This window comes from Alkalispirillum mobile (genome assembly GCF_003664325.1).
Lineage (GTDB): Bacteria > Pseudomonadota > Gammaproteobacteria > Nitrococcales > Halorhodospiraceae > Alkalilimnicola > Alkalilimnicola mobilis.
In genome coordinates this window covers 147579-160936 of the sequence record NZ_RCDA01000001.1, presented here as the reverse complement: position 1 = coordinate 160936, position 13358 = coordinate 147579, and the positions used below count along the sequence as shown (strand labels likewise).

The following is a 13358-nucleotide window of genomic DNA, read 5'->3' as shown; positions in this document are numbered from 1 at the left end:
CCCCCGCGCCCCATTGGTCAACCCCGGCGGCTCAACCCGCCTCGCCGGTCTGCTGATCGATCCAGTCGATCGCTGCCTGGATTCGCCGCAGGGTGGTCTCCTTGCCAAGCAGTTCCAGGGTCTGGTCGATCGGCGGAGAAACGGGCCCACCGGAGACGGCCACTCGGACCGGCTGCGCCACTTTCCCGAGTTTGAGATCGAGCACCTCGGCGGCCTTGAGCACGCATTCGTGAATGGCCTCACGCTGCCAGTCCTCCAGGTCGGAAAGCAGATCGCGGACCCGGACCAAGGCGGCCTCAGTCGCCGGCTTCAGGTTCTTGCGCGCTGCCTTCGCATCGTACTCGGTGGGGTCGCGGTAAAAGAAGCTGCTGTTGTCCGCCATCTCCACCAGAGTCTTGGCGCGCTCCTGTTGGGCCGCCGCCACCTGCTCCAGCGCCGGCCCCTCGGCGGGGTCGATATCACGCTCACCGAGATGGTGCGCCAGGTAACGGGCCACGTGAGCCGGCTCGGAGCGCATGATGTGCTGCTGATTCAGCCACAGCAGCTTCTGCGGGTTGAACGTGGAGGCGGAGTGGTTGATGTCCTCGATATCGAAGAGGCTGACCATCTCGTCCAGCGAGAAGACCTCCTGGTCACCGTGGGACCAGCCCAGGCGGACCAGATAATTCAACACCGCCTCAGGCAGATAGCCCTGCTCACGATACTGGAGCACACTCACCGCACCGTGCCGCTTGGACAAGCGCTTGCCATCCTCACCGAGGATCATGGGCACGTGGGCGAATACCGGCGGCTCCACGCCCAGGGCGCGGTAGAGGTTGACCTGTCGCGGCGTGTTGTTCAGGTGATCATCACCCCGGACCACGTGGGTGATGCCCATATCCATGTCGTCCACCACCACCGTGAAGTTGTAGGTGGGCGTGCCATCGCCCCGGGCGATGATCAGGTCGTCCAGCTCGGTGTTCTGAAACACCACCCGCCCGCGGACGCGGTCCTCGATCACGACCTCGCCATCCAGCGGGTTGCGGAACCGGATCACCGGCTCCCCTGCCCCGTCCGGGGCCGCCTCAAGGTCACGACAACGGCCGTCGTAGCGGGGCTTTTGCTTGTTCGCCATCTGCTCCTGACGCAACGCGTCCAGGCGCTCCTTGGAGCAGTAGCAACGATAAGCCAGCCCCTGATCCAGCAGGTACTGAATAAGCTCGCGGTAACGGTCGAAACGCTGGGTCTGGTAAAAGGGCCCCTCGTCATAATCCAGCCCCAGCCAGCCCATGCCCTCCAGGATGACATTGACGGATTCCTGGGTAGAACGCTCGCGATCGGTGTCCTCGATACGCAGCACAAAGCTGCCCCCGTGACGCCGGGCATACAGCCAGGAATAGAGCGCGGTGCGCGCGCCGCCAATATGCAGGTAACCGGTAGGACTGGGAGCGAAACGCGTTTTTATCTTGGCCATTGGTCTGCTTTCCACTGATGGACTGCGAATGGCGCGCATCTTACCAGATGCACCACCGGTGACTCTCGCCCACCAGGGGTTGGGTACTCAGCGGCCCGTGTGCTCTCGCCGGGCTGTCATCCGCAGGGCCACCGAATCGGCGAACCGCAGTGCATGGGGCTTGTCCACCTCGACCGCCACCTCTTGCGCCAAAGGATAGGCCATGGCCATTTGCAACAGGTCGTGTACCAGCTTTTCCAGCAGCAGGAATCGGTTGCCCTCCACGTGGGCAATGATCTCCTTGGTAAGGCGCTTGTAGTCCAGCGCCAGCTCCACATCGTCACTGGTGGCAGCCGCCAACGCGTCATACCGGATCTCGACGTTGATGACGACGTCCTGCATTTTCTCCTGCTCCTCCGGCTTGAAACCGATATAGGTGCGAAGGCGCAGGTTCTTGATACGGATCAGTGCCGGTTCCTTCTCAATCATGCGGCGCTCCCTGGCCTCAGTAGGCCGATGGCGTGCGGATCAGCTGCAGGAACTCATCTCGGGTTTTGTGGTTCGAGCGGAAGTCTCCCAGCATGACCGAGGTACTCATCTCGGAGTTCTGCTTCTCCACACCACGCATCATCATGCACATGTGCCGCGCGTTGATGTAGACCGCGACACCGCGACCACCGGTGACCTCCTGGATGGCCAGCGCGATCTGGCGCGTGAGGTTTTCCTGGATCTGCAGGCGGCGGGCATACATATCGACAATGCGCGCCACCTTCGACAACCCGATCACCTTGCCATCGGGCAGGTACGCCACGTGCGCCCGGCCGATAAAGGGCAGCAGGTGGTGCTCGCAGAGGGAGTAGAGCTCGATGTTGCGGACGATCACCATCTCGTCGTTGTCCGAGCTGAATACTGCCCCGTTCAGCACCTCATCCAACGTCTGGTGGTAGCCGCGGGTCAGGTACTGCATGGCCCGGGCGGCCCGGCCCGGGGTGTCCTTGAGGCCCTCGCGATCCGGGTCTTCACCCAGGTCCAGGAGGATCTGCCGGTACGCCGCTTGAATGCTTTCAGTCATGTGAACTCCTCACCCGGACACCGCCTGAATTCGGTCCAGAAACACTAATGTACAAGAGTTGTACAGAATAGACCTGTGGTCTGCCGTGTCAAGCATTTCCTGAATATTCTACCGGGGCCTGGCAGGCGCCGTCGCCCCCGTCGGGGAGTGGTCCACCCAACGCTGCGAATGACGCCTTCGTATCGCCGAGGGCCGTTAAAAATTGCTGCAGTGCGGAAACGTACAGCCAACGGCTTCCTTGCGGTCCTTCCCGCACCTTGACTTCCCCCCGGCCTATTCCATTCTTCTGGAGTGACCGCAGCCGTTTTGCGGCCCGTTTATGTTGCACAACGGAAACCTGCCGGTCGCTCCATCGCATCATCGGAGGGGAGAGCCATGCAGCATGTCCTGAAACTGGAGCCCGCCCTCTGCACGGGTTGCCTGCAGTGCGAGATGGCCTGTTCCTACGAGAACACCGGTGCCTTTAACCCGGCACGCTCCAGAATCAAGGTGTTCACCTTTCACGAGGAGGGCAGCTTCGCCCCCTACACCTGCACTCAGTGTGACGAGGCCTGGTGCATGCACAGCTGCCCGGTGGAGGCCATCACCGTGGACCTCCAGACCGGCGCCAAAGTGGTGGACGAAGATGTCTGTGTCGGCTGCAAGGTGTGCACTATCGCCTGCCCCTTCGGCACGGTGAACTACGAGGAGGCGACCGGGAAGGTGGCCAAGTGCGACCTTTGCGGCGGCGACCCCTGGTGTGCCAAAGCCTGCCCCACCGGGGCCATTACCTGGGTACCGGCGGATACCGCCGGGCTGGAGCGGATGCGGGCCTGGGCATACCAGGCGCCCCGTCCCCAACCAACGGCTACCAAGACACCAAGCGGGAAGCCCGTTCAGACCTACAACCCCGCTCCGACGGGAGGGCAGTAACCATGGCCTGGGCAGGAAAACTATTGCGGGTAAACCTGACTGACGGGACGGTCGGCTCCGAACCCCTCAACATGGAGTGGGCGCGGGACTACCTGGGACAACGCGGGCTGGCCAGCAAGTACCTATATGAGGAGATCGACCCGGCCTGTGACGCCCTCGGGCCGGGGAACAAGCTGATAATGGCGACCGGTCCGCTGACCGGGACCATGGCCTCTACTGGCGGCCGCTACTCCGTTGTGACCAAGAGTCCGCTGACCGGCGCCATCGCCTGTTCCAATTCCGGCGGCTTCATCGGCGCCGAGATCAAGATGGCCGGTTGGGACATGATCATCTTTGAGGGCGCCTCCCCCACCCCGGTCTACCTGTACCTCGAGAATGAAAAGGCCGAATTGCGCCCGGCGGACACCCTCTGGGGTAAAACGGTGTGGGACGCGGATGCGGAACTGCACCGCATGCACCAGGACCCGGAACTGCGCATCGCCTGCGTCGGACGTTCGGCGGAGGCCGGTTGTTTGTACGCGGGGGTCATCAACGACCTCCACCGGGCGGCCGGCCGCTCCGGCGTGGGCACGGTCATGGCCGCCAAAGGGTTGAAGGCCGTCGCGGTGCGTGGCACCCGGGGGGTGGGCAACATCCACGACCCCATGCGCTTTCTGCAGGCCACGGAACAGGGGAAGAAGGTGCTGGCCGACAACGAGGTCACCGGCCAGGGGCTTCCAACCTACGGCACCCAGGTGCTGATGAATGTCATCAACGAGATGGGCGCGATGCCCACTCGGAACATGCGCGAGGTCCAGTTCGAGGGGGCGCACAAGATTTCCGGCGAAGCGATGCATGAGCCGCGCAGCACCGACCAGCGGCCCAATCTCACTACGAACGCCGCCTGCTTCGGTTGCACCATCGCCTGCGGCCGGATCAGCCGGATCGACAACGGCCATTTCACCGTGGAGCACAAGCCCAGGTACTGGGGCAACTCCGGTGGTCTGGAGTACGAGGCGGCCTGGGCCTTGGGCTCCGATACCGGGGTGGATGACCTGGAGGCCCTCACCTACGCCAACTTCCTGTGCAACGAGGACGGTTTCGACCCCATCTCCTTCGGGGCCACGGTGGCTGCCGCAATGGAGCTGTACGAAGCCGGCGCCATTACCGATCGGGACACAGAGGGCCTCGCCCTGCACTTCGGCTCCGCCGAGGCGCTTAGCCGGTGCGCGGAGCTGGTGGCCTCCGGTGAAGGCTTTGGCAAGGACCTGGGGTTGGGCTCCAAGCGGCTTTGCGAGAAGTACGGCCAGCCGGACCTGTCCATGACGGTGAAAGGCCAGGAATTCCCCGCCTATGACCCAAGGGGCATCCAGGGCATGGGGCTGGCCTATGCCACCTCCAATCGTGGCGCCTGCCACTTGCGCGGCTACACCGTGTCCTCAGAGGTTCTGGGTATTCCCGAAAAGACCGATCCGCTCGCCACCGACGGCAAGCCGGAGCTGGTGAAGGCCTTCCAGGATGCGGCCGCCATGGTGGACTCCTCCGGGCTGTGCATCTTCACCACCTTCGCTTGGACGCCGGATGATATCGCCCCGCAGATCGATGCCGCCTGTGGCGGGGGCTGGAACACCGATCGGCTGCTGGAGATGGGGGAGCGGATCTGGAACCTGGAGCGGGACTTCAACCTCCGGGCCGGCCTCACCGGGGCCGACGATACGCTGCCGAAGCGGCTCCTCAAAGAGGCGGCCAAGGTAGGCCCCGCGAAGGGTCGGGCGAATGACCTGGGCAAGATGTTGCCCGAGTACTACCGGGTCCGCGGCTGGACAACCGATGGCCGGGTCACCGATGAAACCCGTAAACGGCTGCGCCTTTAAAGTAGCGTGGGAGAGTGAGCATGCAACACGTGATAGTCGGCGCCGGTCCCGCCGGTGTGGTGGCTGCTGAGCGCCTGCGCAAGCTGGATCCGCAGGCCGACATCAAGCTGCTGACCCGGGAACCGGCGCCCCCCTACTCCCGCATGGCGATCCCCTACTACCTGGTGGAGCAGATACCGGAGTCGGGCACCTGGCTGCGCAAGCAGCAGGACCACTTCGACCGGCTGGGCATCGAGATCGTTGAAGGGGCAGTGAACAGGCTGGACACGGCAGGCCACGAGGCCCATCTCTCGGATGGCCGGACATTGACGTACGACCGCCTGCTGCTGGCTACCGGCTCCAGCCCCGTGATTCCGCCCCTACCCGGCATGGACAGGGAGGGCGTCCACACCTGCTGGACCCTGGCCGATGCCCGCGCCATCCTCCAGCGGGCCCGACGCGACGCCCGCGTGGTCCTGATCGGTGCCGGTTTCATCGGCTCGATCATTCTTGAGGCGTTGGTCACGCGGGGCACCCGGCTGACCGTAGTGGAACAGGGCGACCGCATGGTCCCGCGGATGATGGACGCGGACGCGGGCGATTTGATCCGCCGCTGGTGCGAATCCCGTGGCGTAGCCGTACGCACCAGCGAGACGGTAACCGGAGTGGCGGAAGGGCCGCCCGGCGGACACCCATTGGCGGTCGAGCTGGGGAACGGCGATGCGCTCCCGGCTGACCTGGTCATCGTCTCCGCCGGTGTCCGCAGCAATACCGATTACCTGGGCGGTTCCGGCATTGAAGTAGATCAGGGCATCCGGGTGGATAACCGGCTGCAGACAACCCTGCCGGACGTCTTCGCTGCGGGTGACGTGGCCCAGGGGCCCGACTTCTCCACCGGGGGCTGGTCGGTACACGCCGTCCAACCGACCTCCGTGGACCACGGCCAGGTTGCTGCCAGCAACATGGCAGGCCGGACCCGCCACTACCATGGCAGTCTCCTGATGAACGTACTGGATACCCTGGGCCTGATCTCCACCTCTTTCGGGCAGTGGCAGGGCGTGGAAGGCGGTGACAGCACCGCCCTGCTCGACCGGGAGCGTTTCCGCTACCTCCGCCTGCAATTTCAGGACGACACCATTGTCGGGGCGAACAGCCTGGGGCTCACAGAACATGTGGGGGTGCTACGCGGACTCATTGAGGGGCAGGTGCGCCTTGGCAAATGGAAGGAACGCCTGGAAGCCGACCCCACACGCCTGATGGAGGCTTATCTGGGCTGTACCCAGGCCATCGGTCGCCCTAGCCCAAAGGAGGCGCCCGCCTGATGGATGCGCTGCCAATGAAGATCCAGGTCAAACTGTATGCCAGCCTCTCCGACCGTATGCCGGACGGAGTCCCCCCCCACGAGGGCGCGCTGCTGGATTTACCGGGCGACACCAGCCCCCACGCGTTGATTGACCAGCTGGACGTGCCCCGGGAGTTGGCGCACCTCATATTGCTCAACGGCGTTTACGTGAACCCGGAGGACCGCGACAAACCGGTGCTGAGGGATGGTGACGTGGTCGCCGTCTGGCCCCCTATCGCCGGTGGCTGACCCGGCCGCACCCGGCCCCAGCGTGGTGCGCAAACAGATGGGACTGCGCCCGCCAGCCTTGCTGGCCGGCGTGAAGGCGCTGCCCGCGCCAACGCCCTGGCAACCGGCAGGCGCCGGGGCCCTCGAGGCGGGAGACGACTCCACGGGAAAAGTCCACGTACGGGTGGAGGCCCTGCCCGACCGGCACCTGGGCAGACTGCACTTGCCGGCCAGCCATGTAACGATCACCTTCACCGGGGTCAGCCAGCCGCAACGTGATGCCTTCCTGAAGGCATTTGAACACCGGTTCCAACGCGGCGGGGGGTAATTCAGGCGCACATGGAACGCCGCACGCACTCAAACAGGGGATAAACCCGGGGGGGGGGGGGAATGAATATGGCGGAGAGGGAGGGATTCGAACCCTCGGTACCTGTTAAGGTACACACGCTTTCCAGGCGTGCTCCTTCGACCGCTCGGACACCTCTCCGCTGACTTGCTGCTGCCGCCAACCGGCGACAGGGCGCAAAGAGTAAACCACTTGCCGGTGCGTTGCAATGCCCCGCGGTACCGTCGCCGACCGGGAGCGGTCAGCGCATCCCCTGCACACTGACCGTGACCTTGCGCTCGTGTCCCTGGTACCGGTGCTCCCAGAGGTAGATGCCTTGCCAGGTGCCAAGGGCCAAGCGCCCGTTGGCGATGGGGATGGTCAGATCGTTATGCGTGAGTACCGAGCGCACATGGGCCGCCATATCGTCCGCCCCCTCCACCCGGTGCTCGAACATCGGATCACCATCCTGCACCAGACGGCCGAAGTACCGCTCCAGGTCGCGGCGCACCGATGGATCGGCGTTTTCGCACAACATCAGCGAGGCACTGGTGTGGTGCAGGAAGACGTGGGCCAACCCGCTCAACACGCCGGCCCGCTGAACATCCTCGGCCACCGTTTCCGTGACTTCCAGGGTGCCCCGACCGCAGGTGAAAAAGCTGTGTCGTGTCTGTTGAAAGTGCATCACTGATCCTAAGTGATCTATCCGGCGGACAGAATGCCCTTAAGGACACCGTGGGAACAAGCCCCCGGAAACGGTCAGGAAACGGCCAAGCGGTGAAAGAGTTCGACGCCACCCACCGCAGCCGCCGTGGTGCCCACCGTCCAGACCACCAGGCTGAGCGTCATCCAGACCATGGTCGCCCGGGATTCGGACCGTAGCAACAGCGCCGCCACGGTGGCCAGGTGAATGCCTGTCACCAACGGGCCCAACAGGGCCAGGCCCGGCAGGCCCCACCGGTCCCAGACCCGCTGCACCCTGGGTTTCATGGCCCGGCGCGAGGCACCGGACTTACCCCGCCAACGCAGCCACCACTGCCAACCCGCCACGATGAGCAGCACGGGCAATGCATTTCCCAGCAACGCCACCAGGCCTACCCAGAAGGGTGAGAGGCCCATCGCCACCCCAATGGGAATCACGATCAGTAACTCGAGCCACGGCGTTGCGGCCATCACGAAGATGACCACGTACTGCCAGAGGGCCTCCAACAGCGACATTACCGGTACCTGCCCGCTATCTGTGGAGGCTCCCCGGTGAGCACCCAGGAGGCCAGGGCTGCATAGAGCTGTCCCAGGTACTCGGCTGCATCATGTTCCGTCCGCTGCGCGGGCTCCAGGGGGGCGTCCCCCCGGGGCAGGCGATCCCGGGCGGCATCCAGCAACCCGCCGATCTCATCGGCCCGGGTCCGGTAGAAGACCTCGGCATGCTCCCGTGGGCCATCCAGCACTTCTTCGACTGCGCGCGCCATCCGGCGAAGCGCTTCAGTGTTGTCTGACATCAATAAACCCTGCTCGCTGCTGTGGTAAAAAGGGGCCGTTGGGTGGATGCCCGCAATGCTCAACTTCGGCAAGCCATCGCCGATAACAGCTGTAACGGGTAGGCAGTTACCCGGATAAAGCCAGGCCCAATACAACTTCAATAATACCAATCCTGTGCTCCCCGGGGCATACGGGAAAGATGCCGCCAATGACAGACAATCTGAGCCTCCGGCAACGCCTGATCAAGCTGAACATCAAGCAGAAGCTCGTCCTCCTGGTGCTGACTACCAGCATCATTCCCCTATCGCTGATGGGCGGCTTCACGTTCCATCTGATGAAGGGGCAGCTACAGACCCAGCTGGAGGGGACGCTCGTTGATATGAGCAGCGAGGCCAGTGCCCGAACCGATGACTACCTGCTCCAGGTGGGCGACAAGGCGCGGGTGGTAGCGGAGGACCGCCGGATTGCGATTGGCGGCGGTGCCGTGGCGGAGGATCTACTGGAGCAGTACCGCGATCTCTTCCCCGAATTCGACTGGATAGGGGTCATCGATGCGCAGGGTGAGGCCCGGGCCACGGCCGGCGAGATCATCGGGACACCGGCTCCCGAGGAGCAGCAAGGGCGCTGGGCCGACGCCCTCGACAGTGGCCCCACCGTGGTCGGCCCGGGAGCCGAAGACGGCGTGCCACGCGCCCTGACCCTGCTCCACCCAATTGACCAGGGCAGCCAACGGGAAGCGCTGTGGATCGCTGCACAAATGGACATGGCACTGCTGGATGAGCGCATTGGCGGCGTGCGTATCGGCGAATCCGGGCGCGCCACGCTATTCGACGCCGCCGGCCGGCTCCTCGCCCATGAGGACAGTGACCGGACCGGTTACGACATGAGCCACTACGCCATCATGGGCCCACCGCTGGAACAGGGCGAAGGCCACCCGGGGGCGGTATTCACCAGCGGCGACGGCGAGGAGAAATGGGGCCTCACCGTGATGCTCGAGGGTTTCAACGACCGCTTCGGTGCAAATTGGGGGCTGATCCTCGACCAGACCACCGACGAGATCTATGCGCCGGTCACACTGCTCTGGTGGATGCTGTGGGTTCTCTGGGTGATCGCCTTCCTGGTCACGCTTGCCTTCGGACTCTACTACGCCGGCCTGATCGCCAACCCGCTACGCCACCTGTCCGCGGGGCTGAATAACATCGCTTCTGGCGACGCCGACCTCACGCGGCGACTTGAGGTGGAAAGCCGAGATGAGATCGGGCAAACGGCGGCAGCTTTCAACGCCGTCATGGACCGGCTGCATGAACTGGTCAGCAAGACCGCCCGGTCCGCTCACCAACTCGCATCCGCCACCACCGACATGATGGCCGCCAGCGCACGCACGGGCGACGCCATGGCCACCCAACGCAGCGAGGTGGAACAGGTGGCCACCGCCATGAACGAGATGACAGCCACCGTCCAGGAGGTGGCGCGGAACACCCAACAGGCAGCGGATAGCGCCCACCGGGCGAGCAATCAGGCGGGAGAGGGCCGGCAAATGATGGCCCGCGCCATTGACAGCAACCGCACTCTGGCCGAGGAAGTGCGCGATGCCAGCGGCGTGATGGCGCAATTAAAGGAAGACAGCGACAACATCGGCACCATCCTGCAGGTCATCACCGAGATCGCGGAGCAGACCAACCTGTTGGCCCTCAATGCGGCAATCGAAGCCGCCCGCGCCGGCGAGCAGGGGCGTGGATTTGCCGTGGTCGCCGGTGAGGTCCGCAACCTCGCCCACCGGACCAACGAGTCCACCACGCAGATTCAGGACATTATTGAGCAGTTGCAGACGCGCGCCGAGCGGGCCGAAGCGGTAATGCAGCGCGGCCAACGCCAGGCCGAAGACAGTGTGCACCAGGCGGCGACCACGGGCGAAACCCTCGAACAGGTGGCCGCTCAGATCACCGGCATCAATGACATGAACGCCCAGATTGCCAGCGCGGCGGAGGAGCAGAGCGCCGTGGCCGAGGACGTGAACCGCAGTATCCACACCATCAACGACATCTCCAGCCGCAACGCGCGCGGCTCGGAGGAAATCCGCGCGGCAGCGGAAAACCTCAACAAGCTGGCCGAGGAACTGGAACAGATGGTGCGGGTCTTTAAGGTCTGACCCGCCCTGGTGGGAGCCGGTCAGTCGTCTGAGGCCACCGGCTTCCAGATACGGACCTGCTCGCCCTCCCAGTTGGCCTGCTCGCGCAACGTCCGGTAACTCTCCTCGATACCGGAAGGACCAGCCTGGCGCTGCACCGAGAGCACGGTGTTCACCGGGTGGGCGCAAAGGCTGGCCGCGTACTCCACCTCTTCGCGGGCGTAGGGCAGAGCCTCTGACATCCCGGGCGCGCCGTAGGCCTCGACCAGGTGGTGCGCCACCCGCTCTATCACCGTCTTGTAGGCGGCATCCTCGATCTCCGCCACCACCACCAACGTGGACCATCCGAAGCTCTCGGTACCGAGGAAGCCATTCAGAAAGGCCTGACGATGGCCCCCGGTCCAGATGGCAGGATCCTGCTCGGCAAAACGGAAGACGAAGGCGCCGGGTACCGCCCACTCCCCCACGCGCGCCGCCACGGGGTATACGTGGTCGTCCGTATCATCTAACCGAAAGGTTCGTATCAACTTGCGGGTCATGGGTGCTCCGGGTAGTTTGCTCGACCGGCATAAAAACGCCGGAACCGCCATGCAGGCCGGCTCCGGCGCCCCGTATCCGGCCCTCCCTGGCCGTGCGGCACGGCCCGTCAGGCCGTGGGCTTCTGCCCGGGCACGGATTCGGACTGGGCGGCTGCTTGCCCCCCTTCCTCGGCCGGCTCGGGCTTCACGCCCTGCTGGATCAGCTCCTCGTACCAGAGGTCATGGTGCTGCTTGGCCCAGGCGGTGTCCACCCGGCCCTTGGCCATACCCTCGAACGCCCCCTCGGTACCCAGGGTACCGATGTAGATATGCCCGAAGGCAAAGGCGATCCAGAACATGGCGACCACGGCGTGAAGGATATGGGACCAGGCCATGATCTCCCGGGTCTGCCCCCAGTTGGGGAAATCCAGGATAAACCCGGTGACCACGACGATGGAGCCCATGATCACTACACCCATCCAGTACCAGACCTTCTCACCACCATTGAGCTTGCCAGCCGAGGGGTGCCCCTTGGTGAGCAGGCCGCCGCCCGAGGCGAACCACTTGAGGTCGGTTTTGGTCGGGATGTTGTGGCGGACCCACATCAGGATCATCACCAACAGCGCGACGCCAAAGGCCGGGCCCAGGAAGTTGTGCACATACATCGCTGCCTGGGCATAGCCGGCGAACCCGCCATGACCGAGCAGAGGAATGAGCACATGTCGCCCGAAGAGCAACGACAACCCGGTGATCGCCAGGATGATGAAGCTGATGGCCACGAACCAGTGCACGGAACGCTCGAAAGCGCTCCACCGCGGCACGGTCATGCCCGACCGTCCCCCATCCAGCTTGATCCGGCCCTTGATCAGGAAGAACAGCCCGATGGCCCCCAGAGAGAGTGCCATCACCCAGCTCCCGACCTCTTTTACCGGACCATTACGCAGCTGTCGCCAGTTCTCGCCGATGTTGGAGATCAACTGGTTGGTCACGTAAGGCCCGCTGGCCGTGGTAAACCCCTCCCCGTCGGCCCGAGCGTAGCGCCAGGTGTCCGAGCGGGGATTGGTAGCCCGTTCCTCCGAGAAACGCTCGCCTGCGGGTTGCGCCTCCGCGCCGGGCGTGACCAGGTAGGCCCCCAGTGGCAGCGCCATGGAGAGCACCAGCACCAGGCAGAAGCTCCAGAACATGGACTTCTTGCGCCGGGCCAGCCGCTCCTGGGCTGTGCGTGTATCTGTGGACATAATCAACCCTCCACGCCTCAGCGGTCGGTATGAGCCCGAGTGGCCCGCTCGCGCAAGGCCTCAGCTCGTTCCTCCGAGCCCTCTTTCAGCTCGTCATCACCGCCCTTGTAGACACCCGGCTCGTAGTAGGTGACCTCGCCCGAGCAGGCGGTCAACAGACCGCCGCTCAGGAGCAGTGCCGCTACCAGCGACAGGGGGCGCTTGAAACCCGATCTTCGGGTCTGCCTTTCACCACTATGCATCATCAGTATCACGCCTCCTGTCCGTAGGCCGCCTGCCAGCCCCAGGTCTGGGGCCGCCCGCCGCGCTTGATCAGACGCTTGCGGTAAATGTCGGAAAGAATGTTGCCGTCACCGGCGATGAGCGCCTTGGTGGAGCACATCTCGGCACAGAGCGGCAACTTGCCTTCCTCCAGACGGTTGGTGCCGTACTTGACCTGCTCCGCCTCGGAGTGCGCGGGTTCCGGGCCACCGGCACAATAGGTGCACTTGTCCATTTTGCCGCGCACACCGAAAGCGGTCTGCTGCGGGTACTGCGGGGCGCCAAAGGGGCACGCGTAGAAGCAGTAGCCACAGCCGATGCAGAGGTCCTTGTCGTGCAGGACCACGCCGTCGTCGGTGGTGTAGAAGCAGTCCACGGGGCAGACCGCGGCACAGGGTGCGTCGGTGCAGTGCATGCACGCCACCGACACGGCCTTCTCGCCGGGCACGCCATCGTCCATGACGATGACGCGCCGACGGTTGATGCCCCACGGGACCTCGTGCTCGTTCTTGCAAGCGGTGACGCAGGCCTGGCACTCAATGCAGCGCTCGGCGTCACATAGGAATTTCATTCTCGCCATGATGGCAGTCT

At 64.4% G+C, this 13358-nt stretch carries 16 protein-coding genes and 1 tRNA gene; 6 read left to right on the top strand and 11 right to left on the bottom strand.

From position 1 onward, the window contains the following. Positions 1–31: 31 nt before the first annotated feature. The 3 genes from gltX to folE all read right to left on the bottom strand — a co-directional run bounded on the left by gltX (position 32) and on the right by folE (position 2504). On the bottom strand, positions 32–1453 hold the full coding sequence (gene gltX, locus DFR31_RS00790; RefSeq protein WP_121440770.1) for a glutamate--tRNA ligase: 1422 nt from the start codon (positions 1451–1453) through the stop codon (positions 32–34). Positions 1454–1540: 87 nt separating this feature from the next. Continuing rightward, on the bottom strand, positions 1541–1921 hold the full coding sequence (gene folX, locus DFR31_RS00785; protein WP_121440769.1) for a dihydroneopterin triphosphate 2'-epimerase: 381 nt from the start codon (positions 1919–1921) through the stop codon (positions 1541–1543). Positions 1922–1937: 16 nt separating this feature from the next. Beyond that, positions 1938–2504, bottom strand: a complete 567-nt coding sequence (gene folE / locus DFR31_RS00780) for a GTP cyclohydrolase I FolE (protein ID WP_121440768.1) — start codon at positions 2502–2504, stop codon at positions 1938–1940. A 375-nt stretch (positions 2505–2879) separates the two neighbouring features. Here folE and DFR31_RS00775 point away from each other — a divergent pair, with 375 nt between their 5' ends. The 5 genes from DFR31_RS00775 to DFR31_RS00755 are packed head-to-tail and all read left to right on the top strand — an operon-like array spanning position 2880 to position 7146. Further along, on the top strand, positions 2880–3416 hold the full coding sequence (locus DFR31_RS00775) for a 4Fe-4S dicluster domain-containing protein (protein ID WP_121440767.1): 537 nt from the start codon (positions 2880–2882) through the stop codon (positions 3414–3416). 2 nt (positions 3417–3418) lie between these two features. Beyond that, positions 3419–5269: an aldehyde ferredoxin oxidoreductase family protein gene (locus DFR31_RS00770; protein ID WP_121440766.1), complete on the top strand. Its 1851-nt coding sequence runs from the start codon at positions 3419–3421 to the stop codon at positions 5267–5269. 20 nt (positions 5270–5289) lie between these two features. Next, positions 5290–6570 (top strand): NAD(P)/FAD-dependent oxidoreductase, encoded by a 1281-nt coding sequence (locus tag DFR31_RS00765; protein WP_121440765.1) that lies wholly within the window; start codon positions 5290–5292, stop codon positions 6568–6570. Beyond that, on the top strand, positions 6570–6839 hold the full coding sequence (locus tag DFR31_RS00760; RefSeq protein WP_245971052.1) for a MoaD/ThiS family protein: 270 nt from the start codon (positions 6570–6572) through the stop codon (positions 6837–6839). The genes DFR31_RS00765 and DFR31_RS00760 overlap by 1 nt, the downstream gene beginning before the upstream one ends. Before the next feature lie 37 nt (positions 6840–6876). After that, positions 6877–7146 (top strand): hypothetical protein, encoded by a 270-nt coding sequence (locus DFR31_RS00755; RefSeq protein WP_147436915.1) that lies wholly within the window; start codon positions 6877–6879, stop codon positions 7144–7146. A 69-nt stretch (positions 7147–7215) separates the two neighbouring features. Here DFR31_RS00755 and DFR31_RS00750 read toward each other — a convergent pair. The 4 genes from DFR31_RS00750 to DFR31_RS00735 all read right to left on the bottom strand — a co-directional run bounded on the left by DFR31_RS00750 (position 7216) and on the right by DFR31_RS00735 (position 8642). Beyond that, positions 7216–7305 (bottom strand) — tRNA-Ser (locus DFR31_RS00750). Between the two features lie 100 nt (positions 7306–7405). Next, positions 7406–7828 (bottom strand): secondary thiamine-phosphate synthase enzyme YjbQ, encoded by a 423-nt coding sequence (locus tag DFR31_RS00745; RefSeq protein WP_121440762.1) that lies wholly within the window; start codon positions 7826–7828, stop codon positions 7406–7408. Positions 7829–7902: 74 nt separating this feature from the next. After that, positions 7903–8361, bottom strand: a complete 459-nt coding sequence (locus DFR31_RS00740; protein WP_121440761.1) for a small multi-drug export protein — start codon at positions 8359–8361, stop codon at positions 7903–7905. Then, entirely contained in the window at positions 8361–8642 is a 282-nt protein-coding gene (locus DFR31_RS00735; RefSeq protein ID WP_147436914.1) for a hypothetical protein, read from the bottom strand. Before DFR31_RS00735 ends, DFR31_RS00740 begins: the two co-directional genes overlap by 1 nt. A 188-nt stretch (positions 8643–8830) precedes the next feature. Here DFR31_RS00735 and DFR31_RS13825 point away from each other — a divergent pair, with 188 nt between their 5' ends. Beyond that, positions 8831–10771 (top strand): methyl-accepting chemotaxis protein, encoded by a 1941-nt coding sequence (locus tag DFR31_RS13825; RefSeq protein WP_170153554.1) that lies wholly within the window; start codon positions 8831–8833, stop codon positions 10769–10771. 20 nt (positions 10772–10791) lie between these two features. Here the strand turns inward: DFR31_RS13825 and DFR31_RS00725 are convergent, their stop codons facing one another. The 4 genes from DFR31_RS00725 to fdh3B form a co-directional block, all read right to left on the bottom strand. After that, on the bottom strand, positions 10792–11289 hold the full coding sequence (locus DFR31_RS00725) for a DUF6505 family protein (protein WP_121440758.1): 498 nt from the start codon (positions 11287–11289) through the stop codon (positions 10792–10794). 107 nt (positions 11290–11396) lie between these two features. Then, complete coding sequence (locus tag DFR31_RS00720) at positions 11397–12506, bottom strand: formate dehydrogenase subunit gamma (RefSeq protein WP_121440757.1); 1110 nt, start codon at positions 12504–12506, stop codon at positions 11397–11399. 17 nt (positions 12507–12523) lie between these two features. Next, positions 12524–12751, bottom strand: a complete 228-nt coding sequence (locus DFR31_RS00715; protein ID WP_121440756.1) for a hypothetical protein — start codon at positions 12749–12751, stop codon at positions 12524–12526. A 5-nt stretch (positions 12752–12756) separates the two neighbouring features. Beyond that, entirely contained in the window at positions 12757–13347 is a 591-nt protein-coding gene (fdh3B, locus tag DFR31_RS00710) for a formate dehydrogenase FDH3 subunit beta (RefSeq protein WP_121440755.1), read from the bottom strand. Between the last annotated feature and the right edge of the window lie 11 nt (positions 13348–13358).